The sequence below is a fragment of the Psychroserpens sp. Hel_I_66 genome, from assembly GCF_000799465.1.
Taxonomy (GTDB): domain Bacteria; phylum Bacteroidota; class Bacteroidia; order Flavobacteriales; family Flavobacteriaceae; genus Psychroserpens.
The window spans coordinates 936,174-959,072 of the sequence record NZ_JUGU01000001.1; the positions used below are offsets into that span (position 1 = coordinate 936,174).

Genomic DNA, 22,899 nt, shown 5'->3' on the forward strand with positions numbered 1-22,899 from the left:
TGAGAATTTTAACAGAAAAAGAAATAATCAACCATGCTTACCATATCCATAGTTTTTAGAAAAGATGTAATTTCCAACTGAGCTTCTGTGTTGGCTACGCTCACAATAATTTGTGGATTTTCAAGTGATTTTAAATGTGTAAAGTCATAAAGCAATTCGTCATAAATATGTTTACCTATTTTTTTAGGATTATCACAAATCCAAAAAAATGGGATATTTTTCTCTTTTAATAATTTTGCAACTTTCTTTCCTTTTTGTCCTGCTCCCCAAATGGTTAGTGGTCTCAAAGAATCATAATTGAGCTCTAAAAAATAAAGGACTTTAAGTTCTAAAAAATGATTTTCTGCATAATGCTCATCTGTTCGCGATGCTCTTGTGCTATAATCCCTCCAATAATGTAAGACATTTGAACTTGGAATGCACTTTAGTCCGTTTTTGTAAAATCTAAAAGTCAGATCATAATCCTCTGGATACCGATTTGGAAAAAATGCTTCACAACCTATAAAATCATCCCGATGAACCATCCAGCAAGGGGATGGGATCACACATTCTTTATAGATTTCAGAAAAATTATCTCCTTTTTGGGTTAGATTGTTTAACCAGTTTTCATATTTTTTGTAACCATTTCCAATACCATCTTGGCTAAAATACTTGACCAAACCCAAAGCGATATGGCCTCTTCCTTTGGTTTGTAAATCATTGACCATTATGCTCAGTTTTTCAGGATGCATTATATCGTCGCTATCCATTCTCGTGATATAAATACCGTTACTTTCAGAAAAAGCCAAACGTAAAGCTTCAATAATACCATCCCCTGAATTTTTGATCAATTTTATGCGTTTATCCTTTTCCGCGAAAGCGAAAACAACATCATAACTATCATCTTTAGAATGGTCGTCAACGATGATGAGCTCCCAGTCTTTATAGGTTTGTGACACTATAGAATCTAAACAGTCACCCAAATATTGAGCAGTATTTTTAAAAGGAGTAAGGATGCTTACAAGTGGTTTTTGCATTTTGTAAAAGTACCATTTTAACAAAACCTTAGCTAAATTAATAGTAACAGATTGTAGATTTGTGCGTCAATAAATGGCATAAAAACACATTAAATACTAAAAATGAAACACATTTTATCAATTTTTGCTGTAAGTACTTTGCTTATGGCTTGTGGAGGTTCTAAATCTACGGTTAATGATTTAGCAACCGCAAATCCTATTTCTACATCAATTAATTTGTCTGCAGTTACAAATGACAAGGCTCCTGTGGTTATAAATCCTGGACGTTTTACAGAAGAAAAAGTAACCTTTAGATTACCAAAAGTGGTACAAGGGACATATTCTATTAGTGACTTCGGAAAGTATATCGATGACTTTAAGGCTTTAGATTATGATGGAAAAGAATTGACTACAACACGAGTTGACGACAATACTTGGACCATTGAAAACGCTACAAAGTTAGACAAGATCGAATATTTGGTTAATGATACGTTTGACCAAGAAGGAGATACTGGAGGAATTGGTGGCGAAATTCCATTTTCACCATCTGGCACAAATATAGAACCAGATAACTATGTTTTAAATCTACATGGTTTTATTGGTTATTTTGATTCTTTAAAAAATGCGCAGTACACTTTAGATGTAACTGCTCCTGCAAGTTTTGTTCGCACATCTGCTTTACAAAACACAAATACAGCATCTAGCGAAGATGGTACTCAACTTACGACTACGTATTTTGCACCACGTTATTTTGATATTACAGACAATCCAATGATGTACGGTAAATTGGACGTCGAGGAATTTATGGTTGGAGATATTAAAATTGTATTGAGTGTATATTCTCCAAATAAAGTTCATACTGCAGAGAGTATGAAAGAGACTGTTTATAAAATGATGGAAGCTCAAAAAGCGTATTTAGGTGATGTAAATTCTACACCACGTTACGATATTTATTTGTACTTGTCTGATAACAGTCCAGAGGCTCCAAAAGGTTTTGGAGCTTTAGAACATCATACATCTACCGTTGTTGTATTGCCCGAGCAATCTACAAAAGAGCAGTTGGCAGCTTCAATGATTGACGTTGTTGCACATGAGTTTTTTCATATTGTGACTCCGCTTTCTGTACATTCTGAAGATGTGCATTACTTTGATTATAATCAACCTACATTCTCTAAACATTTATGGATGTACGAAGGAGTTACCGAATATTTTGCACAACACTTTCAAGTGTATGAAGGTTTAGTGGATCCTGAAACATTTTATGCTACAATGAACCAAAAAATTTCTGGGTCTATGCGTATGGATGATACTATGAGTTTCACCACAATGAGTGAGAATGTTATTAACGAGCCTTACGCTTCCAATTATTATAACGTATATCAAAAAGGTGCGCTAATTGGGATGTGTATTGATATTTTAATGAGAGAAGAGAGCAATGGAAATAGAAGTATGCTATCTTTAATGAAAGAATTATCTGCAAAATATGGTAAAGAAAAACCATTTGTTGATGATAATTTGATTGATGAAATTACAGCAATGACCTATCCTTCGGTTGGAGAATTTTTAAACACTCATGTTGTTGGTACAACTCCAATTGATTACGAAGTATTCTTTAAAAAAGCAGGTTTACATTATAAGGACGCTAAAGTAGAAACGACTTATATCCAAGATGGCAACGGATTTATCTTTGATGGAGACCGAGAGAAAATGGTGATTTTCTTTTCCGAAGGTGTGAAAAACAACAGCTTTTGGGCAGATCAAGGTGTAATGCCTGGAGATGTCATTAAAACTATAAATGGTGAAGCATTGACAATGGTAAATGCTCAAGCGATGATTGGTGCAATGTACCAATGGCAACCTGGTCAAGAAATCAATGTCCTACTTGATAGAGATGGGAAGGAAGTCGTTGTAAAAACAGCATTGACACAATCTTACACAACAGCTAAAAAATTAGTTGAAATGGAAGACGCTACTCCAAAACAAATAGAAGTTAGAAAAGCTTGGTTAAAAGGATAAAGCAAGTTTTGAATAAAAATAAAAAAGCTGATAATCTTAAATTTGATTATCAGCTTTTTTTATAAAATTTCGCATGCTTCAAGATTTTTGACGGGGAATTCACCGTTAAATTTTGAAAGTGTAAACGAGAACGTGCTTCCTTCTCCAACAACAGAATCTACAGAGATTTTTCCACCCAATTTCTCAACCAGGTTTTTGACAGTGCTTAGCCCGATACCAGTACTAGATTTTCCAAAATCATTTTTAACGGTTTTGAAAATTTCAAAGATAAAATCTTGTTTGTCTTTAGGGATCCCAATCCCATTATCCTTAACACTGAATTTATGGTTAAATAAATCGGCATCGTATCCTATTTCAACGGTACGATTAGGCTTATCATTATATTTAAGTGCATTATCCACAAGATTGATAAGTATTTGTGACAAAGCAGCTTTATTGACATTTTTAATTAAAACACCTTTTGAAAAGATGAGTTTGTCGTTTTTAGAAAGCAGTATTTGCTGTATTTCTTCGGAAATATCGCCCAAGCTCACATCCTCATTTTGAGCTTCTAAAAGCTCGTCTGCTTGGTAGTATATTAAAATCCCGTCAATATAATCCTTTAAGATAATGGCAGATTCTTCAATGTAATTGATGTACTCATTTGAATCTTCAGAAAGTTTTTCTTTATTCTCATCACGTAACAAATCTGTCAAGGAAATAATATTGGCCAATGGTGATTTCAAATCATGGGATACATGACTTGCAAAAGATTTTAATTGGTCATTTCGCTTTTGTAGTTCAAGCTTAGCAGATTCTAGAACTGCGTTTTTCTTCCGAAGTTCAAATAAATTAACGACCTGTTTACCTAGAATTTTCAAAGCTCCTATTTGTGATTGATCAAGTTCCCTAGGTTTATGGTCAAAAACGCAAATACTGCCAAGTGCATAGCCCTCTGGGTTTATTAAAGGAACACCTGCATAAAATATAGCTTTAAGACCATCAATTAATGGGTTATCCTTAAAACGCTCATCTAATCTAGCATCTGGAATAATTAAGATGTCATCCTCCAAAATGGTATGACCACAGAAAGAGATATTTCTAGGAGATTCACTAAAAGGAATACCTATACGAGATTTAAAGAAATTTCTATCTTTATCTAAAACCGTAATAAGCGAAATGGGAACATCACATATGGTCGCCACCAATTTTGTAATGTTGTCATAATCGCCTTCTGGCAATGTATCAAGTATATTATAAGACTTTACAGCATTTAAACGCTCAAGCTCATTACTTGGCAATTTGGGACTTTGCATATGTTTTTTTTGGATTGTAGGTTAGACTACATACGCAAAAATAGGTTATTTGGTTTTACCTTTTTAAAATTTTTCAAAAACACCTAATCCAAAAAGTGCAAAATCATATTTTACGGGATCATCTTTATCCAGTTTTCTCAGCGAAGTGTCTAATTCTAATAGAGCTTTGCCATCATTTTGTTTGCGCTTTAAAAGTTTTAATTTTCTGGCAACATTTCCGGAGTGAACATCTAAGGGGCAAGATAATAGAGCAGGAGAGATGCTCGTCCAAATTCCAAAATCTACACCATTATTATCTTGTCTAACCATCCAACGTAAAAACATATTGATGCGTTTTGCTGCGGAATTTTTAAGCGGATCACTCACATGCTTTTTCGTGCGATCTAAGTGATCAATCTCAAAAAAGATATTTTTGAATTCATGGATAGAATGCTGAAGGTTTTTTTCTTCGGAAATTTTAGAAAACACGTTTTCCAGTCCGTTATGATAAGTATAGATATGCTTCAAGCCTTTTATAAACTGAATAAAATCATCACCATTAAAGGTTCTGTGAACAAAAGGAAGTAATTTATCAAGGTCATGATCTTGATGATTAATTACAAAATCGTAAGGTGATTGATCTAAAAGGTCCATCATTCTATTGGCATTATTGATGATGCTTTTTCGGTTTCCCCAGGCAATGGTTGCGGTCAAAAATCCAGAAATTTCAATATCCTCATTTTTAGAAAATTGATGAGGGATTTGGATGGGATCACTCTCAATAAATTTGGGATGGTTATATAGCTCTACTTTAGCGTCTAGAAATTCTTTGAGGTCTTTTTTGTTCAAAAGTGTGGGTTTTGTATTTGCAAAATTACGGTTCTTTATTAGGAGTTGCAAGAGCTTAGAATACTCAAAAATTCTGTTATTTTTGTAATTCAAAATAAAACCTATGAAAACTAAATTATACATCTTATTATTTTCAGCAGTCATGATAAGTTCATGTGAACGTCCATCGAAAAAAACTCAGGAAACCATTAATGCTGGAGGAGAAGCTGTTGGTAAATCTGCTACCGAGTTTGTTGAAGGTGTCCCTGAAGGGATTGACAAAACGCTCGAAGCGAAACTAAAAATGTCACCATCATTAAAGGATAAAGGCATCACAACCGGTAAATATGAAATAACCGATAATCCGCTTGGTGGTAAAAATAATCTATTGACCCTTTATTTGATTTTTGAAAGGGACTTTAAAGAGATCGTTTATGTTCAGGTGTTTGATAAAAACGGACTAGAAACAGGTCGTGCTAAATTACAAGTTAAAGGCAACAAAGGTGATGCCGAATATTTTGATTTTATTTTTGGCAAGCGTGTTGAGATAGAGGCCAAGAGTTTGATTCTTGTGGAGTGATATATGTGCAAAATTTATTGCACTTAAGTACGCGATTCATTTTTCGCAGTTACAAAATAATTAAATTCAAGCAAATATCTTCGCATTATCCGACAGTGGTAATGAGTTATACAAGTTTTTACCGAATGTTGTTTAATATTTTTTCAATCCGTTTAATGTCTTCTAAGCTTATTAATTTTAAAGTTTTTATAAAAAGATTATCATCATTAATTTCAATTTCTAAACCTTTTTGATTTTCAAATTTTTCCAAAATTTTATTGATTTTTATTATATCATAACTTCTCTTAAATGTAAATGATTCATAGTCTTTTAATTGTAAATCATCATCATTTCGAATTTTATCAAATAGTTTTTCGGTTGCAGATTTTTCTCTTAAATAATAATGTCCGTTAGTATTATAAATTTTTTTCCAAAACATAACATGTGATTCTTTATAATCATCTTGATAATATGTCATTCCATGGAGTTCTGGTGCAGGTAAAATCAAAATTCCATCTTGAAATGAGAATGGGTTTGAGTATGTCCAATCATCATAACTGTTTAAAGTTTTTGTCTTATCAAAAATATCAAATTGTTCGTCTGTTAATTCAGTTTTTCTAAAGGCTCTACTTTCTCTTAAATAATTGAGTGCGATTTCAGCTTGCTTTTCGTCTTCGGTAAGTTTTTTCAAATCAGATTCTGGAATTGTTCTAAATTCATTATTGTGGTTAACCCAATGTCCAGATTCAGCTTCTTCTAACGTGATTTTGGCTCCAGTTTCTGGATCTATAATAAATTCATCTTTTAAACTTTCTTCAAGCCTTCTGTCATATTCTTTTTCTTCTTTGGTTTTTGGTCTAAATATTACATAAAGGCAGAAAAGGACTGCTATGCCACAGACTAAACTAATAAATGTCATCATGAATGCAATTTTTATTTAATGTAAGCCAACCAGTATTTATTCATAACTCATCCCTAAACAATCTTCCCATCAACCATCGTTAATTTTCGGTCTGCCATGTCTGCTAATTCTTCGTTGTGGGTTACGATGACGAAGGTTTGACCAAATTCATCACGAAGTTTGAAAAAGAGGTTGTGAAGGTTTTCGGCAGATTCACTGTCGAGATTTCCAGAAGGTTCATCTGCAAAAATAAGGCTTGGATTATTGACCAAAGCTCGTGCAACTGCAACACGTTGTTGCTCTCCACCAGAAAGTTCGTTCGGTTTATGGTTGTAACGATGTGATAGTCCCAAAAAGTCTAGCAGTTCTTTGGCGCGAGTTTCGGCTTGCGATTGCGATTTTCCGAAGATAAAAGCAGGAATACAAACATTCTCTAAAGCGGTAAACTCTGGTAATAATTGATGGAACTGGAATATAAAGCCAATATGCTCATTTCTGAATTTGGCTAACGCCTTGTCTCCCAATTGCGGAATGGACACTTCATTAATCACCAGTTCACTAGGCGTGTTTTTTTCGATTTGATCAAGCGTACCAATAATTTGAAGCAATGTGGTTTTTCCAGCACCTGATGCACCAACAATAGATACCACTTCGCCCTTTTTGATCTCTAAATCTACACCTTTCAAAACGTGTAAATCTCCGTAATATTTATGAATGTTTTTTGCTTTGATCATCTAATAACAATGAATTTCGAAAATACTACTTTAATCTGAATTATTGGCAATTTAAAGTAATCGTGAGTTAAAATCCCTAGAGATATAGCCCAATTGCTTTTCTGTGTTTCGGTCTTTCTTTTTAAAGACACGTTTGATGTCGTTGTAATCTATAAAATATTGAATTCTCAACGAAAACGAATGGAGAACGGGTTGCTCAAAAAGGGTGTTCACGCTCTCGCTGTAGCTTCTCGAAGCATCTCTATCATTATTGAATAATTGATTTCTATAGAGTGCGGTTAAAAAACTTCCTGGTGCAAACTGCCATGTGTAGTTGAGATCTAAATTCCAAGTGCTAAAATTAACATCAGAATTTCCTAAGCCAAGACTTTCAAAAGGATTGCCTGTGTTTTGGAGCTGGCCATTTTCCTCTAAGAAATAAACCTCATTTTCATACTCAACTACAGACCAATAGTTTCTAAAGGTTAAGCCTAAGGCATGAAACGGGTTGAAATTATAGTTACCGCGAACTTGATTTACTATGGTCGTTTGGTCACGTTGCCCAAATACAATTTCGTTATCTAAACCATTTGAATTGTTGGCATAGCCACGGTCTTTAAAAATCTTATCGATATCAAAAGAATAAATAATTAAAAACTTATCACTAATTCTAACCCGTGGTTCTATGCCAATAAAATATTGGTTGGTATCTCTGCCATCTTCAAAATATAAGGCACCACCCAAATTGATGTCATAAGCAAAGGTGTTATTGTAATTTGAGGAAAAGTAAACTCTAGAATTCACTAAGTTTTCATAAACAAAAAAACGATTAGCTTGACGTGGCTCAAAGTAATCGTACTGTTTTCCTGCTTCAATATCTAAATTGGCACCAAAACCGTGTAATTTTTCTTTAAGCTGAAAGTTGATATTTCCGCCAAAACCAAAGCCTGTAAAAACGCCTGGATCTGCTAATCTTGTGTAGTTGATGTACGTGTTCCAGTTTCTACTAATGAAGTTTTTAGTGGGTTCGAAGATTCGATGCCCAAAATCGACACCAAAGTTATTATAGTTATTTCTGAAAATAAGTCCTAAATCATTGATGTCATAATTGGTATCTGCGTAACTATGATCAAAGCTGTATCTATAATTACCATGAATTTTACTTGCAATAAATAAGCTACTTAAACCAGTTGATGTTTCATCTGCTAAGTTTACATTACTCATTTTTGCCTCACCATATAAATTGTAAGTGTTTCTTTTATTGGTAATATCTGCAATTAAAGCAGTTACATTGGCATCTCTAAAATTACCATTTCTGGTCACATTGGTGTTTACGATGCTTATAGATGAGTTTTGATTAAACTGTTGGTCTAACACCAAAATATTGTAATTAGAAAGTGGTTCTATAACTTGATCTCTTAAGGCTCCAGTGAGTGTGTCTCTTGTGGTTGCAAATGTTTTTTCGGTTATGGCATTAAAAAAACCAACGCCTAAACCTTTTTTTGTTCTACCAGATATTTTAGCTGCATTCAAAACCTTTACAATGTTAGATTGGTTAAAAACTTGCTCGTTTTCATTGAGTATGACTCTTCCCGTTGGTGGACTCCCAACACGTCTTGAAAAGAATAGACCTCCTTTGTTGAAAAGGTCAACACCTTCGGTAAAAAATTGGCGCTGTTCAGAAAACGTTTGCTCAAACGGTCCTAAATTAAGCGAGAGATTATCAAAACCAGCTTGGCTAAAATCGGGCACGAGCGTCATATCGAGTGTGAAATTTTCAGTAATCCCATATTTAACGTCTAAACCAAATTTTAAATCTGTTTCTGTCTCACCATCAAAACTATTTATTATTCCTGTTGAAAATGGATAAAAAGAAAGTCGAGTAGGAGGCTCTATATTATTTAATCCTACAATTTCTCCATGATACAAACCGATATTTCCTTTAGTAATGTCGATAGGGTTCCACGTATACTGTGATCGGTAACGCCTAAAAAATCTATGAAATTGAACTCCCCAAGTCTGTTCCTCTTGATTGGCAAACCGCAAACAACGATATGGGATTTCCATTTCTACAGCCCAACCATCGTCATTAATTTTAACAGCACTTTCCCAGACTGCGTTCCAACCAAAATCTTCACCATTACTGGGACTAGCTACAGCATCTGCTTGGGTGCCAGAGCTAAAAACGAAAAACTCTGTATCATTTTGTGCATCATTGTTTGGGTTGAGTATAAGCGCAAAAAAATCGGTTTGACCAAAATCATCTCTACTTGTTAATTGACTCATGATTTTTGAAGGATCATCGTAAAGATAAGCAGCAACATAAATAGCCTTATCATCGTAGGTCATTTTTACGATTGTTCTGTTTTCCAGAGAATCTTTCACACCAGCATCTGGTTTAAATTGAGTAAAGCCTTTAGCTTCTTGAGCAGTTTCCCAAACAAGGTCATCTAAAATACCATCAATTTTTGGTGGTGTTTCTGTACGTTCTATTTGAAGTTGTTTTTTTTCTTGAGCGTGGGTTAAGAGACTAAAAAGCAGGAAGAAGCAAATAAATGAGCGGATATTCATTTGAATTTTTGATTGATGATTAGTGTCTATTATATTTAAGACACCAAAAAAATTAGTATGTTACAGTTAGGTGAAACAAAACTACCTATCATGAGTGCTCAATTTTCATAAGTAAACGTTAAAATGATAGTTTTACTGTTAATCTTTTACACGATTGTATAAGGTTTTGTGTGATTTTTTTTACTTATTTTTAGTGAAAATTAAATCTCCATAATAGATGCCTTATCAAAAGTTTGAAGAATACAATATGCAAGTGACAGACGATGTAAAACAACGTTACAAGAAAATCATTGAAGATTTAGGAGAAGATACCAGTCGTGACGGACTTTTAAAAACTCCAGAACGCGCTTCAAAAGCCATGCAGTTCTTAACACAAGGCTATCACCAAGATGCTGCCGAAATATTAAAGAGTGCCATGTTTAAAGAGGATTACAATGATATGGTCATTGTAAAGGATATTGAGATATATTCCCTATGCGAGCATCATATTCTTCCTTTCTTCGGAAAAGCGCACATCGCATACATTCCAAAAGGACAAATTGTTGGGCTAAGTAAATTACCAAGAATTGTAGATGTTTTTGCTCGTCGTTTACAAGTGCAGGAACGCTTGACACATCAAATTTTAGATTGCATTAATGATACCTTAAAACCCGAAGGTGTGGCAGTCGTGATAGAAGCCTCTCATATGTGCATGATGATGCGAGGCGTTCAAAAACAGAACTCCGTAACCACAACGTCTGGCTTTAGAGGTGCATTTGAAAACATAGAAACAAGAACCGAATTTTTAAACCTCATAAACGCTAAACTGTCATAATATTTTTTTTGGAATACTATTTGCTTTACGATAAGTAAATTACAACACAAATCATGACATTAGAAAACACATCAAAAACTAGAAAACTGGCACTAAGCATTTTATTTGACGCAATGGGCTACGTTTCATTTATATTTCCACCATTTGATTTTGTTTGGGCACCAGCATCTGCTTGGTTAATGACCAAGCTTTATAAAGGCAAAAAAGGAAAAATAGCAGCAACCATCTCATTTGTTGAAGAAGCATTACCATTCTTTGACGTCATACCAACGTTTACACTCATGTGGTTATATACCTTTGTTTTTTCTTCGGAAAAGGAAAAAGGTGAGACTGTTATTGATATCAATCAATTTTAAAATTGAAAAAATCTTTTCTAATATTAATAGTAATTTTATTTTATAGATGTGATTATCTAGAATGTTCTAGCGAAAAATTAAGTGAATCTGACGAGACATTTTTATTAGATTTAAATAGAAAATATTCGAATTTTGAAATTTATAAAGATGATTGTTTTCCTTTAGGATATTATAATGTTCAAAACAAAAACAAAACTAGGATTGACACTTTAACCATAAAAAAAATATTAGATATTACTTTAGAACATAAGTGTGTACCAAATAGAATAAAAGTTTACGGATTTGAAAATGATTTTAAATTTATCTTATATAATGTAGAAGATAAGCACTTGATTTTATTACCAAGTGATTTGTAATTTAATAAAACAAAGATTACCTACCATAAAACACTTTCCTAATCCCAATAAACACAAAAATCATCAAAGAATACATAATAAAAAACGGGATGATAAATTCTTTCCAACCCATTACCAAAAAGATGGCAATTAATAATAATTGAAATCCCAATCCGAATGTAGAAATAGAGGTCATTAGCCAATTAGGTGTTATTTTTCCTCGGGATGCATTGGTGTCTAACGCATAGATAGCTTTGTCAAAGTTTCCGTAGAGACTTTTATATAGTTTAAACAAAACATTGACATGACTTTGTTTTTCACCTGCCAAAGCTATAGGTGTTTTGTTTTCAAAAATTCTACTGGTGGTATCTCCTTCAAATTGACTTCTTAAAATCACATAGTAGTAATTATATAAAGTCCCTTGAAGCTGAATCCCAATAAACGCCAAAACAGTCATCCAAAGATAAGCGTCACTAATCCACCATACAGCAATTAAAATTATCGCATTCAATATAATATCTGCAACCGAATCTAGAAAACGACCCGTGTAAGAAGGTGTTTGTTTTAGTCGAGCCAATTCACCATCTGCAGCATCCAAAATAGATTTAAATATTAAAAAGAAAGCAGCTGCCCAGAAGTAACCGTAAACAATACAAACCACTCCAATTAAACCAGAAATGATAAATGCGATTGTGACATGAACAGGAGTAAAGCTGGTCTGTTTCAATGATGCAGCAATAACTCGTGCAAAAGGTCTTCCATAGTCTGAAAGATCAATAAATTTATGCGCTTTGGGTAGTTTTGACATCTAAGATCATAAGAAAATGTGTTGCGGAATATACCAGGTTTATAATACGTTTAATATTCAAAAGTTGATTTATGAGTTTTGATATAATCAATTAAAAGCGATACAATATCTTCTTCAGAATTTAAAAAAGAATCTTCAATAGCATTCCATTTCTTTTCTACGGAAACATCCAGTTTTTCCATAAACGAGCGCCTCATAAAAATATTTTTAGGAACAGGTAACTCAGGAAAATGTTTTATGGCTTGACTCATCAATTCTGCCGATTCATTAGCACCGATAGCGTCGTAAGCCTCTAAAACCTCATGTGAATAAGCACCAGAGGTATTATAGAAAAAATCAAAAAGACCACCATTAAGAAGCTCGCTTTCAAAAATATCAATGTACACAAAGGTTTGTTCTGGTTGGGACAGTTCTGTAAAATCCTTGATCTCACTGGCTTTATTCCATAGTACAGTGCCCACGAGTTCAATAATCTCGGTGTCTTTTGTTTGGTTTAAAGCAAAGTCTATTTCTGTCATTAAAAAGCTAAATGATTTGTTTTGCAAAGATAAGGCTAATTAGAACCATACAAACAAAATGTAAAAATGTGTTTTTAATTTATTTCTTCGGAAACTGGAAAATAAAAAAACGCTCAATCTTTACAATTGAGCGTCTCTGCAATAAAAAAATAGTCTTACTCTACTACAATAGGAAACGTAACAGAAATATCTGTTTCTCCGCCTGCATTTGCAATATTTCCTTCACTAACACCTTCTGCATCTTTGATAGGTTCATGACGCAATGTAATCGTTAAATTACCAGTTCCTGCATCTCCAGTTACTAGTGTAAATGATAAACCGACTGGATTACCATTTTCGTCCATATCTGCATAAGTTGTATTAACTAGACTACTTGAGAAGAAAAATTGGTGCTCATCATCTTCCTCTTCAATTTCTTCAGTAATGGATCCTGCAGGATCTTCAGTTTCATTTAAAAGATCTAAACTACCAGTATAGGTTGTGTTGGCTGCTAAATCAGAAGATACTGATATTATTGCAGCATCTGGACCATCACCATCTAGATCTCTAAAGCTCATAGTAATTGGTGTCCCTAAACCTGTTGTATTTAATGTTGCAATTAATGTTGTAATCACTTCTTCTTCATTTACTGGTATTGGGTTAGCGTCATCATCACTTGAACATGCTGTAAATGTGATTGCTAAAATTGCTATTGCTATTATTGATTTTAAATTTTTCATTTTTTTAAATTTTGACTGTTTGTTATTATAAATTGATGTGTTTAATAATTTAATTTTAATTGTAATAATATGTTTCGTCCAAGATCATCGGCAAAATATCTTAGTCTGTTTAAATAATTTCTGTAAGACGTGTTCAAAAGGTTTTGTACACTTAACCCAACATTTAGATTTGTTTTATTGCTTAACGCAAATGTCACATCGCTATTAAAATGTAATAAGTGATAAGTTGGTGGAGGCGTACTGATATCAACCAAAACAGTTTCATTAGTAGTTGGTATAAATGTTTCAAAATTGTTATTAGGAAATTCATTTTGACGTAATACTAATTCACTTTGTATTGATGCATTAAAATTGAGCCATTTTTCATTGTTATACATTACACTATTCACCATTTTATTTGATGGCATGTCAATTAATGGTCTATTTAAAACCAAATCACGACCTTTTAAAATAGATGATCTATTTTTTAAAGACCAGTTGTTTGATATCTCATAATCAACAGAGAGATCCAACCCCAAAAGCGATACATTGGTTTGTTTATAACTCCATACAGGGAATGCGCCTCTAATAGTTTGTTCTGTTCCTGAGGGTTCTATGTAAATGAAATCATTCACACGATTATAGAACGTTTCAATGTTGAGTGTCAACTTTTCCGAAGAAAAAAGATAAGAGAATGCAAAACGATTAGACGTTTCTTGATCTATTCTCAAATCTCCCAATTCTATCCTTGCAGCAGAGTGGTGGAGACCATCACTAAATAACTCCGATGGGTTTGGAGCACGATTAGATAAGCTATAATTAAAGAGAACTGCATGATTGTCGTTTATCTCATAAGTTGTTCCTGCGGTAGCAGATACATTATGATATTCAAACTTAGGATTGACCAATAATTGCGTGCCTAAATCCTCAATGACCAAATTTGCAAACTCCACATCATATCCAAGATCTTCCCAACGAGAGGTTCTATAGAATTTTTTAGCATCATAATAATTAAAGTCGTAACGCGCTCCAAAATCTATTCTTAATTTCTCGTTTATACTGAGATCTGTTATAGCATAAATACCTAAATCATATTTGTCATAATCTGGGATTAGGCGTCTTACTCCGGTATCGGGATTTGCAAAGTTATTTTGATAATTTGCAGATACTCCAATTTCATATGTATTACCGTGATTACTATCTAATTTCAACGCAGTTTTTACACTGTGCGTTTTCAAATTGAGATCTATGGCGGGTTTATTTCTGTCATCACCAACTCTAATGTCATACTCCAATCGCTCATTATTTTGAAAATCGTACTGAATATCCATTCTTCCAAATTTTTTAAAGCGCTTGTAAAATTCTGCTTTAAAAATTTGATGTGTCACATCTTGTCTTGGCGAATTTATATCGTAACTAAAATCGTCAATAATTAATGGCTGCTGACTGTTAATTGCATTTACCAAATCTTCAATGTTTCCTATATGCGAAGATCTTAAAATAGCGATTTCATTATTTAAAAAACTGTAAAACACGTTGAATCCCTTTTCAAATGTTTTAAATCCACCATTAATAGAAAAGCTTTTAGAATTAAGTCCAGTGTTTGTTAAGCTATAATCTGGAGATTCAAAATCTCCATAACGTTTTAGTGTTCCTTGACCAGATACGTACCAGCCTTTGGCATAGGTTTTTGTGAGTTTACTAGATAAACTGTAGCCTCTACCGTTTGACTGTGCACTGGCAATTGTTTTTCCGAAGAGTGAATCTTTCAAAAATGCACGTTGCGGATTCATAACAACAACACCTCCAATGGCATCACCACCAAAAGCTAATGCTCCAGAACCTTTTACGACCGAGATACTTTCTGCGGAATTAATATCAATGTTTGGTGCATGCTCAATTCCCCATTCTTGATCTTGAAGTCTTACACCGTTTGTCATGACAATAATTCGACTACTATGCAACCCATTAATAACGGGTTTTACGATTGTATTTCCAGTATTTAATGAGTTTACACCGCTTACTTGTTTTAGTGCATCTCCCAAACTTCCAGAGCTATATGCCTCTAAATTTTTAGATTTTAATACTGTCTCTTGACTTGAATTGGTTTGCGCTATTGCAGAGGATCCTTTGACATTTACTTGTTCTAATTCTTCGATATGATGTTCTAATGTAATATTGTAAACCGTATTACCTTTTACTTCTATATCTAATATTTTAGTTTCACAAGCAATGTGAGAAACGGTTACTCTATAGAGTCCGTCACAAAGATTCTCAAATTTAAAATTTCCGTCGAGATCACTAATGGAATAGCTTTTTAGCGACTCTATATAGAGAGAGGCACCAATAATCTTGCTTCCGTCATGAAAATCGTCGACTGTACCTGTAAGCGTAGAATTGCAATTTTGAGACATTGCAAATACTGAATAGCAAATAGAAATGATTGTTATATAAAACTTCATTCAATTTTTATTTAATTTAAATACTCTTAATATGGATATCTAAACTAAATATGGAGGTCCTCGCAGAGAAAAAGATAAGGACCGATGATTTTTTAAAAAACAATAATTAGAATTAATAAGTTGCTTAGTAAATTCTTGAAAGACAAGCTCACTATGATTTTCTAAGCTAATAAAATGGTTGAACGCTGTAAATTTATAAAGATCACAATGTAAATCTTTATTATGGAAATGAGATTCTTGTTGGTCATCAACACATATATCATGGTGGTGATCTTCAAAAATAAATGTAGATTTTACAACTATAGGCATCATCAAAAGCACTACTGTAAGTAATGTGAAGTACCTTAATATAGAATGTAAGTTTTGTTGTTGCATCAATCTAAAAATCTCCCCAGTCCAAATCGCCTGAGCATTTTTTTCTCAAACTCCCAGAAAAATTTGAATTGGCCAAATAACCAACCAAAGCTTACTAAAAGTATTTGATAGAAAATTAGGCCAATGATAATGAATAATACCCAATATAGAATAGGGTTTAAGTTTTCTTTAGTAATTCCCAACGCTTTAATTATGGGTCTTCCTATAAGCATTGAAGATGAACCTGTAATTGCAAACACAATAAAAATCCTGATCATTTCCCATCTAAAATCAACCATCCATTTGTGCTCTAATTTTTTAAAGATGAATAACGTTAGCTTTAATAATGCAATAAATACAACAACAGATAACAAGATAGTTACAAAAACAGTATATGACTTTGTAAATAAAAGAGCAAGTTTATAGCTGCTGTAAGCTAATCCTGTAATTCCCAAAAAAGGAAAGAGTAGTTGCCAGTTTTCTTGAATCTCCCAACGGGTTTTAAATGATTTGAGCATAGCTTGGTTTTGCCATGCAAAGATAATTTAAATTCTAGGAACAAAAGAGGATAATCTTTGTTTGTAAGTTAATTGGAAATAAGTGAAATAGTTAAATAACTTGTAATTAACATCATAACCATAATCGATATTTTGGTTATAATCAATGCGCATTTCGTAAAGATTTGGATCAAATTGTTGGGGCTGCAATACTCGATTGTTCCATTCTATGACCATAACCCTATTTCTAGCTTCCATATAATTTTGTGAATAGTATCCTTCTGGTCTTGCAATAGATGCTAGCCAAGAATTGAAGCCAGGCTCTATTATGATTATTTCATATTCAATGTCATCATTGGCGATTCTTACAATATCATCTTCAGGTATTTCTGAAATTGGTATGTCGTTAGAGTTCGTTTTTGAAGTACCACAACTCAATGTGATCAAGGCGATAAATAATAATTGAAAAATACGTTTCATTGCTTTTTTATAGTTTAAAGTTACAAAAATCATTCCGAAGGAAAATCCATCAAAATGTCATTTTTTTTTAAGAATTACCTCAAAAGTATAATAGAGTACAGCAACTTAAAAGCTAGAATGAGTAAAAGGGCTCTATGAGTGAGCCAATGCTATTTATTAGTCTTTATCTGGGATATTAGCACCACGATCTTTCCTGTCTTCATCTTGTTTACCGTATTGATTAAAGTGGTCTTTCTTTTGGGCACCTTTCTCATCTGTAGCATTTTGGTGCAAAAATTTCTCGTGTTCTGATTTTGGATTTTCTCTATCTTTTGACATGATTTTTATGTATTAAAGTTATTATCATAAGATACTATTATGAAATTCAAATAGTTAATCGAATTACTTTAAAAATTAACTCAAATGTGTAAATTATTATTTCTTCGGAATATATCCGAAAGTTAAAATTGCAGGTTTACATTGAAAGGAGAACTTTATAATTAGTCAAATTTCAGAAAACAAAAAAAAAGCCAAACATCTAGTTTGGCTTTTTTTATGACTTAATACTATTTTTTATTTTCCAAAAATACCTCCTAGCAAACCGCCAAGACCGCCTTTCTTTTTAGCGCTTCCCAAAACCATTCCTGCAACATCATCAATAACACTACCATCACCATCTGCATCTAAAATTTTTTCTAAGAAACTTTGTTCTTGTTTAGCACTGCTTCCTCCAAGAAGTCCACCAAGTAATCCTCCTAAATCATTTGATGAACTTACATTTTTTTGTTGTGCCTGTTTTCCTAAAACACCCATTAATATTGGTGCAGCAACTTTAAGTATATTGGCTACAGATGCCATATCTAAACCAGACTTTTCACCTATGATTTTTTCAACACCTTGTCTTTTAGTTCCTAAGACGTGTCCTAAAATTTTATCACCATCATCTTTCACATCCTCATCAACTCCGCCTCCAAATAAACCACCAAGGTTATCTAAAATGCTGCCATCGTGCTTTCCTTTAAGAGCTCCCATCAAGCCTTCTGCGCCTTGAGGTGTAGAAGCATTTCTTTCCATAGCTTTCATTAATACTGGCAAAGCCATTGTTAGAACGCTACTTGTTTTGTCTTGATCTGTTCCTGTTGAACCAGAAACACCGCTAATAATTGTTTTACCTAGGTCACTGTTTAATAAGTCTAAAATACCTGCCATAATTTTTTATAATAAGATTAGTTAATTAGACTTTCAATGTACAAAAAAAAGTCCTCACATAAGTTAGGACTCCTTTTTTTTGTTTATGTCACAATTATTGTGATATTTTATTTTAAGATACTAATAATTTGTTCTGCCAACTCTGTACCTATTCTATCTTGTGCTTCGTTTGTAGCTGCTCCAGTATGTGGCGTAAGGGAAAGAGCAGGATTCATTAATAATTGAATTTCTGGATTAGGTTCTTTTTCATACACATCCAATGCAGCTCCAGATACTTTGCCACTTTTGATAGCTTTTACAAGTGCTACTTCATTGATTACACCACCTCTCGCAGCATTTGCCAAAATTACACCATCTTTCATTTGGTTGAATTCGGCTTCATCAATGACATAACCTTTTTGTGCAGGTACGTGAAGTGTTAAAAAATCTGACTGTTTCAAAACCTCTTCTTTTGAAATTGTCTTTATCTCAAAATTGACTTTCTGTCCATCAAAGAAGTCTAATTCTAGATTAGCATTTTCCATAAAAGGATCAAATGCAACAACTTTCATACCAGCACCTAATGCCACTTTTGCAGTAGCTTGACCAATACGTCCAAAGCCTAAAACCCCTAAAGTTTTACCTTTAAGTTCTGTTCCCTTAGCATATGCTTTCTTTAAACCTTTGAAGTTTTGATCACCTTCTAGTGGCATATCGCGATTTGAATTATGTAAGTAACGTGCCAATCCGTAGAAATGACCAAAAACTAACTCTGCGACAGAATGTGATGATGCTGCAGGTGTATTAATTACATGCAAACCTTTGCTACGAGCATAGTCTACATCAATATTGTCCATACCAACACCTCCACGACCAATAATTTTTAGGCTAGGGCAGTTGTCTATTATATTTTTTCTAACGGTTGTTGCACTTCGCACCAATAGAACATTTATATTGTTTTCGTTGATATAATTTTCTAATTGCTCTTGAGCCACTGTGGTTGTAATAACCTCAAATCCTCCTTTTTCTAAAGCGTCAATTCCGCTTTGTGAAACTCCGTCGTTTGCTAATACTTTCATGAATATTTGTTTTTGTTTCCTGTAAAATGGAAATCTTTTACTGTTTATGTTCTTACAATAGCAAGAATTTTATTTTTCATCATTTCCGAAGAAATAAATTAAGATAATTGTTGGGGATTCTCTAGGCCTTGCGCTCTAATTCACTCATCACATCTACTAAAACACCTACACTTTCTAAAGATAGTGCGTTGTACATTGATGCTCTGTATCCTCCAACACTTCTGTGTCCGTTTAACCCGTTGATTCCCGCTTCTTTAACCATGGTTTCAAAAGTTTCCTTTAAATCTTCATTGGCCAATGTGAACGTTGCATTCATTGTTGAGCGATCTGCTTTTGTTGCGAATCCATTGAATAGTGGGTTAAGGTCAATTTCAGAATAAATCAATTGCGCTTTTTTGTCATTTTCTTTTTCTATCGCTGCAATACCTCCTAAATCTTTTAACCATTCTAAGGTCAACATTGAGGTGTAAATAGCAAAAACAGGAGGTGTATTGAACATGCTTCCTTTGCTGATATGGACTTTATAATCCATCATAGAAGGAATTTTTCTTGACACTTTACCTAATACATCTTCTTTAACGACAACCAACGTTGCTCCTGCAGGACCCATATTTTTTTGAGCTCCAGCATAAATGATATCAAATTTTGAGAAATCAATGTCACGCGAAAAAATATCGCTACTCATATCACAAATCATCGGGACAGGAGAATTTGGGAATTCTTTCATTTGTGTACCAAAAATAGTATTGTTGGATGTACAGTGAAAATAATCGTAATCTGCTGGGATATCATATCCTTTTGGGATATAGTTGTAATTGGCTTCTTTAGACGATGCTACTTCGTAAACATCATCATAGATTCTAGCTTCTTTAATTGCTTTATCACTCCAAGTGCCAGTATTTAAATATCCAGCACGTTTTTCTAGCATATTTAAGGCAACCATTAAAAATTGAGTACTTGCTCCACCTTGTAAAAAAAGTGCTTTATAACCTTTACCTTCAAGACCTAAAAGCTCCAAAGACAAGGCTCTGGCTTTTTCCATAACATCAACAAAAGGCTTACTTCTGTGTGAGATTTCTAGTAATGATAATCCGTTATCAAAATTAATTATAGCTTCTGAAGCTTTTTGAAGAACGCTACCTGGTAAAACACAAGGTCCTGCGCTAAAGTTATGTCTTTTCATGAAAGTATATTTTTAATTCCTGGAGCATCCAGGAATCTATTTAAATTGTTCTTTACAAAGGTGGTAAATTCTAAAAAAAAAAATATTAAGATTATGATAATTTATTAACAGATTTTCAACGAAAACGTAATAGTATCAACATTATCTGCATAATCCCAAAGGTTTGGTAACTGGGTTTGTCCAAATTTAATTTCGTCATCTCTAAATCCGTTAGAAACGACACATTGAATCGCATCATTTTTATAGCTCAACGTCTTCTTCAATTTTTCTTCGGAGTCATAGTACTCGTAAAACACAGTAGCGATAGGAGAGGAGAAACTTTCATCTTCTTTGATCATTAGAAAACCGTTTTCCAGCATTTCAAACATACTCATCAAATAGACAGCCTTGTTATAATCGTAGTTGTTGGCGTATTTATTTTGGTGGATTATTGGGTTCCAGTGGTACATGGCCTTGAAGAATTTCTGAAAGTCATAATCCCTTGGCACAAATAACTTCGAGACGTTCCTGCAGCCCAAACCGTAGTATCTAAATATATCTTCGGAAAGTGCTACCAATTCATCTTCGGTTTCCTTACCTGTTAGAATAGCTACAGAATTTCGGTTCTTTCTAATAACTGAAGGTTTATCTCTAAAATAATACTCAAAATATCGGGCTGTATTATCGCTACCTGTAGCAATGACTGCGTCAAAATTTTCTAATTTTTCTTCTGTAAAAGAGATGCGACCCTTAAATTCTGGTTCTACATGCTCTAAGTATTTTGCTAAAAAAGGAAGTAAATGTTTATCGTTAGAGGATTGTTTGACCAATACTTTTTGACCAGAGATTAACACCGAAATAAAGTCGTGAAAACCAACTAGCGGAATATTTCCTGCCATTACAATGGCAATGGTTTTTAAACTTTCGGTATTGAACTCATACTTTGATAACCACTTGTTGATATTGCTGTTTGTTAATTGGTTAGACCATCCATTTAAAGCAAAAACTACATTCTCTTTGTTGAACCATCCATTATGTTCTTTCGCTAGTTTTATTTGGTGTTTGAATCCGTCAAAAAATAAATCATTATGTGCTATATGGTCTTTTTTCTCAAAACTTTCCGAAGAAAACTGACTTAAAAAATCTCCTAATTTTACAAATGCGTTAATTCTTTGTTGTAAATCCATGTTGGGTTTGGTTATACGATGTTTTGGCTTTATTTTTGCAATGCAAATTTACGCAAACAAAAACTAAATATTACTATGGCAATTATAATAACAGACGAATGTATTAACTGTGGCGCATGTGAACCAGAATGCCCAAATACAGCTATTTACGAAGGTGCTGATGATTGGAGATATAAAGATGGAACGAGTTTAGAAGGAAACGTTGTTTTGCCAAGTGGCAAGGCAGTAGATGCTGAGGAGGCTCAGGAACCAATTAGCGATGAGATTTACTATATTGTTCCAGATAAATGTACCGAATGCAAAGGATTTCATGAAGAGCCACAATGTGCTGCAGTTTGTCCTGTGGATTGTTGTGTGCCAGATGAGGATGTGGTTGAGACAGAGGAAGTTCTTCTTGGAAAACAACGATTTATGCATCCCGATAATTAATCTCGAAGCGAGAAATTTTATTATAAATTAAATCCCATGCCTAGGTATGGGATTTTTTGTTTGAAATGGTTTTAACATAAAATGTTAAACATCAAATAGATGTTGCTATTTTTATGTAATTTAATGTGTAAACTTTACGTCATGAAAACACAATATATTATTTTACTATTTATAATTAGCATTTTTACATCTTGCAGTAGTACTAAAGTAAGCGCAACACCTTCTCAAATTGCTGCCTTAGATCAATTGGTAGAAAATAAGTCTTTTGTTATAGAATCAGACTGGGCTTTGCCACAAACTACAAATAGCTTAATGGCACTTCAAAATGCAGGTTTCTTTGCTGCAGGAGATAACGCAAGTCGTATCAATTTAATAGGAAATCCCAATGAGCTTAAAATAATTGGTGATTCTATTACTTCAAAACTTCCTTATTACGGTGAGGTACAATCAACGACTGGATATAGTGGCTCTAACAGTGGAATTAATTTTGAAGGGGAACTCAAGGACTATCGTATTGAAAAGAACGATGATAATAGCTATTCCATAACTTTTGATGCAAGAAGTAACTCAGAAAATTTTGATGTTATCATTAATTTATACCCAAATTTAAATAGTGAGATGATTTTGAAAGGAACAAAACGCTTCCCGATTAGATATACTGGTCATGTGAGTTCGATTTCAGAATAGAAAAATTAG

General features: G+C 33.5%; 24 protein-coding genes. 7 read left to right on the forward strand and 17 right to left on the reverse strand.

Annotated elements, in window-relative coordinates:
- Positions 1 to 8 precede the first annotated feature (8 nt).
- A complete protein-coding gene (locus tag GQ40_RS04275) occupies positions 9 to 1,016 on the reverse strand; it encodes a glycosyltransferase family 2 protein (protein ID WP_047546062.1) in 1,008 nt (335 codons plus the stop codon).
- A gap of 102 nt (positions 1,017 to 1,118) precedes the next feature.
- Between GQ40_RS04275 and GQ40_RS04280 the strand changes: the two genes are divergently transcribed.
- Complete coding sequence (locus GQ40_RS04280; protein ID WP_047546064.1) at positions 1,119 to 3,011, forward strand: peptidase M61; 1,893 nt, start codon at positions 1,119 to 1,121, stop codon at positions 3,009 to 3,011.
- 59 nt (positions 3,012 to 3,070) lie between these two features.
- Here the strand turns inward: GQ40_RS04280 and GQ40_RS04285 are convergent, their stop codons facing one another.
- Positions 3,071 to 4,306 (reverse strand): sensor histidine kinase, encoded by a 1,236-nt coding sequence (locus tag GQ40_RS04285; protein WP_052184145.1) that lies wholly within the window; start codon positions 4,304 to 4,306, stop codon positions 3,071 to 3,073.
- A gap of 63 nt (positions 4,307 to 4,369) precedes the next feature.
- On the reverse strand, positions 4,370 to 5,134 hold the full coding sequence (locus GQ40_RS04290; protein WP_047551426.1) for a TIGR02757 family protein: 765 nt from the start codon (positions 5,132 to 5,134) through the stop codon (positions 4,370 to 4,372).
- Between the two features lie 103 nt (positions 5,135 to 5,237).
- Between GQ40_RS04290 and GQ40_RS04295 the strand changes: the two genes are divergently transcribed.
- Complete coding sequence (locus GQ40_RS04295) at positions 5,238 to 5,693, forward strand: hypothetical protein (protein ID WP_156115509.1); 456 nt, start codon at positions 5,238 to 5,240, stop codon at positions 5,691 to 5,693.
- A gap of 118 nt (positions 5,694 to 5,811) precedes the next feature.
- Here GQ40_RS04295 and GQ40_RS04300 read toward each other — a convergent pair whose 3' ends face one another.
- From GQ40_RS04300 to GQ40_RS04310, 3 genes are read right to left on the reverse strand one after another with little or no spacing between them, the layout of a single operon-like run.
- Positions 5,812 to 6,594, reverse strand: a complete 783-nt coding sequence (locus GQ40_RS04300; RefSeq protein ID WP_047546066.1) for a hypothetical protein — start codon at positions 6,592 to 6,594, stop codon at positions 5,812 to 5,814.
- Between the two features lie 53 nt (positions 6,595 to 6,647).
- A complete protein-coding gene (locus GQ40_RS04305) occupies positions 6,648 to 7,307 on the reverse strand; it encodes an ABC transporter ATP-binding protein (protein WP_047546068.1) in 660 nt (219 codons plus the stop codon).
- 51 nt (positions 7,308 to 7,358) lie between these two features.
- Positions 7,359 to 9,857 carry a DUF5916 domain-containing protein gene (locus tag GQ40_RS04310; RefSeq protein WP_052184147.1) on the reverse strand — a complete coding sequence of 833 codons (2,499 nt, stop codon included), beginning with the start codon at positions 9,855 to 9,857 and terminating at the stop codon, positions 7,359 to 7,361.
- 217 nt (positions 9,858 to 10,074) lie between these two features.
- On the opposite strand from GQ40_RS04310, the gene folE reads away from it, so the two are divergent.
- Genes folE through GQ40_RS04325 form a run of 3 tightly spaced genes read left to right on the forward strand, consistent with a single transcriptional unit; the run spans position 10,075 to position 11,383 of the window.
- Positions 10,075 to 10,671, forward strand: a complete 597-nt coding sequence (gene folE / locus GQ40_RS04315; RefSeq protein WP_047546070.1) for a GTP cyclohydrolase I FolE — start codon at positions 10,075 to 10,077, stop codon at positions 10,669 to 10,671.
- A gap of 53 nt (positions 10,672 to 10,724) precedes the next feature.
- Complete coding sequence (locus GQ40_RS04320) at positions 10,725 to 11,027, forward strand: hypothetical protein (protein WP_047546072.1); 303 nt, start codon at positions 10,725 to 10,727, stop codon at positions 11,025 to 11,027.
- A 2-nt stretch (positions 11,028 to 11,029) separates the two neighbouring features.
- Positions 11,030 to 11,383, forward strand: coding sequence for a hypothetical protein (locus GQ40_RS04325; protein WP_047546073.1), 354 nt, complete (start codon positions 11,030 to 11,032; stop codon positions 11,381 to 11,383).
- 16 nt (positions 11,384 to 11,399) lie between these two features.
- Here GQ40_RS04325 and GQ40_RS04330 read toward each other — a convergent pair whose 3' ends face one another.
- The 11 genes from GQ40_RS04330 to GQ40_RS04380 form a co-directional block, all read right to left on the reverse strand.
- Entirely contained in the window at positions 11,400 to 12,170 is a 771-nt protein-coding gene (locus tag GQ40_RS04330) for a CDP-alcohol phosphatidyltransferase family protein (RefSeq protein ID WP_047546075.1), read from the reverse strand.
- Positions 12,171 to 12,220: 50 nt separating this feature from the next.
- Positions 12,221 to 12,688 carry a DUF4375 domain-containing protein gene (locus tag GQ40_RS04335; protein WP_047546077.1) on the reverse strand — a complete coding sequence of 156 codons (468 nt, stop codon included), beginning with the start codon at positions 12,686 to 12,688 and terminating at the stop codon, positions 12,221 to 12,223.
- Positions 12,689 to 12,843: 155 nt separating this feature from the next.
- The gene (locus tag GQ40_RS04340; RefSeq protein WP_047546079.1) at positions 12,844 to 13,407 is read right to left on the reverse strand and encodes a hypothetical protein; all 564 of its coding nucleotides are present in this window, start codon (positions 13,405 to 13,407) and stop codon (positions 12,844 to 12,846) included.
- 41 nt (positions 13,408 to 13,448) lie between these two features.
- Entirely contained in the window at positions 13,449 to 15,848 is a 2,400-nt protein-coding gene (locus GQ40_RS04345) for a TonB-dependent receptor (protein ID WP_047546081.1), read from the reverse strand.
- Between the two features lie 374 nt (positions 15,849 to 16,222).
- On the reverse strand, positions 16,223 to 16,720 hold the full coding sequence (locus tag GQ40_RS04355) for a DUF6787 family protein (RefSeq protein ID WP_047546085.1): 498 nt from the start codon (positions 16,718 to 16,720) through the stop codon (positions 16,223 to 16,225).
- A gap of 27 nt (positions 16,721 to 16,747) precedes the next feature.
- Positions 16,748 to 17,179: a DUF6146 family protein gene (locus GQ40_RS04360; RefSeq protein WP_047551434.1), complete on the reverse strand. Its 432-nt coding sequence runs from the start codon at positions 17,177 to 17,179 to the stop codon at positions 16,748 to 16,750.
- A gap of 156 nt (positions 17,180 to 17,335) precedes the next feature.
- Positions 17,336 to 17,497 carry a hypothetical protein gene (locus GQ40_RS17705; RefSeq protein WP_197052649.1) on the reverse strand — a complete coding sequence of 54 codons (162 nt, stop codon included), beginning with the start codon at positions 17,495 to 17,497 and terminating at the stop codon, positions 17,336 to 17,338.
- A gap of 234 nt (positions 17,498 to 17,731) precedes the next feature.
- Positions 17,732 to 18,367, reverse strand: a complete 636-nt coding sequence (locus GQ40_RS04365; RefSeq protein ID WP_047546087.1) for a DUF937 domain-containing protein — start codon at positions 18,365 to 18,367, stop codon at positions 17,732 to 17,734.
- Between the two features lie 107 nt (positions 18,368 to 18,474).
- Positions 18,475 to 19,425 (reverse strand): D-2-hydroxyacid dehydrogenase, encoded by a 951-nt coding sequence (locus GQ40_RS04370; RefSeq protein ID WP_047546090.1) that lies wholly within the window; start codon positions 19,423 to 19,425, stop codon positions 18,475 to 18,477.
- 121 nt (positions 19,426 to 19,546) lie between these two features.
- A complete protein-coding gene (gene serC / locus GQ40_RS04375; protein WP_047546092.1) occupies positions 19,547 to 20,608 on the reverse strand; it encodes a 3-phosphoserine/phosphohydroxythreonine transaminase in 1,062 nt (353 codons plus the stop codon).
- 104 nt (positions 20,609 to 20,712) lie between these two features.
- Positions 20,713 to 21,774, reverse strand: coding sequence for an acyl-CoA reductase (locus GQ40_RS04380; protein WP_047546094.1), 1,062 nt, complete (start codon positions 21,772 to 21,774; stop codon positions 20,713 to 20,715).
- A gap of 75 nt (positions 21,775 to 21,849) precedes the next feature.
- On the opposite strand from GQ40_RS04380, the gene GQ40_RS04385 reads away from it, so the two are divergent.
- Together GQ40_RS04385 and GQ40_RS04390 are read left to right on the forward strand one after the other, a co-directional pair.
- Positions 21,850 to 22,203 carry a 4Fe-4S dicluster domain-containing protein gene (locus GQ40_RS04385; protein WP_047551435.1) on the forward strand — a complete coding sequence of 118 codons (354 nt, stop codon included), beginning with the start codon at positions 21,850 to 21,852 and terminating at the stop codon, positions 22,201 to 22,203.
- 141 nt (positions 22,204 to 22,344) lie between these two features.
- Positions 22,345 to 22,890, forward strand: a complete 546-nt coding sequence (locus GQ40_RS04390) for a DUF4251 domain-containing protein (RefSeq protein ID WP_047546096.1) — start codon at positions 22,345 to 22,347, stop codon at positions 22,888 to 22,890.
- Positions 22,891 to 22,899: the final 9 nt, after the last annotated feature.

Bases quoted from the DNA above. Each gene is read 5' to 3' on its own strand.
- GQ40_RS04275 (WP_047546062.1), bottom strand. From the start codon at position 1,016: ATGCAAAAACCACTTGTAAGCATCCTTACTCCTTTTAAAAATACTGCT.
- GQ40_RS04280 (WP_047546064.1), top strand. From the start codon at position 1,119: ATGAAACACATTTTATCAATTTTTGCTGTAAGTACTTTGCTTATGGCT.
- GQ40_RS04285 (WP_052184145.1), bottom strand. From the start codon at position 4,306: ATGCAAAGTCCCAAATTGCCAAGTAATGAGCTTGAGCGTTTAAATGCT.
- GQ40_RS04295 (WP_156115509.1), top strand. From the start codon at position 5,238: ATGAAAACTAAATTATACATCTTATTATTTTCAGCAGTCATGATAAGT.
- GQ40_RS04300 (WP_047546066.1), bottom strand. From the start codon at position 6,594: ATGATGACATTTATTAGTTTAGTCTGTGGCATAGCAGTCCTTTTCTGC.
- GQ40_RS04305 (WP_047546068.1), bottom strand. From the start codon at position 7,307: ATGATCAAAGCAAAAAACATTCATAAATATTACGGAGATTTACACGTT.
- GQ40_RS04310 (WP_052184147.1), bottom strand. From the start codon at position 9,857: ATGAATATCCGCTCATTTATTTGCTTCTTCCTGCTTTTTAGTCTCTTA.
- folE (WP_047546070.1), top strand. From the start codon at position 10,075: ATGCCTTATCAAAAGTTTGAAGAATACAATATGCAAGTGACAGACGAT.
- GQ40_RS04320 (WP_047546072.1), top strand. From the start codon at position 10,725: ATGACATTAGAAAACACATCAAAAACTAGAAAACTGGCACTAAGCATT.
- GQ40_RS04330 (WP_047546075.1), bottom strand. From the start codon at position 12,170: ATGTCAAAACTACCCAAAGCGCATAAATTTATTGATCTTTCAGACTAT.
- GQ40_RS04335 (WP_047546077.1), bottom strand. From the start codon at position 12,688: ATGACAGAAATAGACTTTGCTTTAAACCAAACAAAAGACACCGAGATT.
- GQ40_RS04340 (WP_047546079.1), bottom strand. From the start codon at position 13,407: ATGAAAAATTTAAAATCAATAATAGCAATAGCAATTTTAGCAATCACA.
- GQ40_RS04345 (WP_047546081.1), bottom strand. From the start codon at position 15,848: ATGAAGTTTTATATAACAATCATTTCTATTTGCTATTCAGTATTTGCA.
- GQ40_RS04355 (WP_047546085.1), bottom strand. From the start codon at position 16,720: ATGCTCAAATCATTTAAAACCCGTTGGGAGATTCAAGAAAACTGGCAA.
- GQ40_RS04360 (WP_047551434.1), bottom strand. From the start codon at position 17,179: ATGAAACGTATTTTTCAATTATTATTTATCGCCTTGATCACATTGAGT.
- GQ40_RS17705 (WP_197052649.1), bottom strand. From the start codon at position 17,497: ATGTCAAAAGATAGAGAAAATCCAAAATCAGAACACGAGAAATTTTTG.
- GQ40_RS04365 (WP_047546087.1), bottom strand. From the start codon at position 18,367: ATGGCAGGTATTTTAGACTTATTAAACAGTGACCTAGGTAAAACAATT.
- GQ40_RS04370 (WP_047546090.1), bottom strand. From the start codon at position 19,425: ATGAAAGTATTAGCAAACGACGGAGTTTCACAAAGCGGAATTGACGCT.
- serC (WP_047546092.1), bottom strand. From the start codon at position 20,608: ATGAAAAGACATAACTTTAGCGCAGGACCTTGTGTTTTACCAGGTAGC.
- GQ40_RS04380 (WP_047546094.1), bottom strand. From the start codon at position 21,774: ATGGATTTACAACAAAGAATTAACGCATTTGTAAAATTAGGAGATTTT.
- GQ40_RS04385 (WP_047551435.1), top strand. From the start codon at position 21,850: ATGGCAATTATAATAACAGACGAATGTATTAACTGTGGCGCATGTGAA.
- GQ40_RS04390 (WP_047546096.1), top strand. From the start codon at position 22,345: ATGAAAACACAATATATTATTTTACTATTTATAATTAGCATTTTTACA.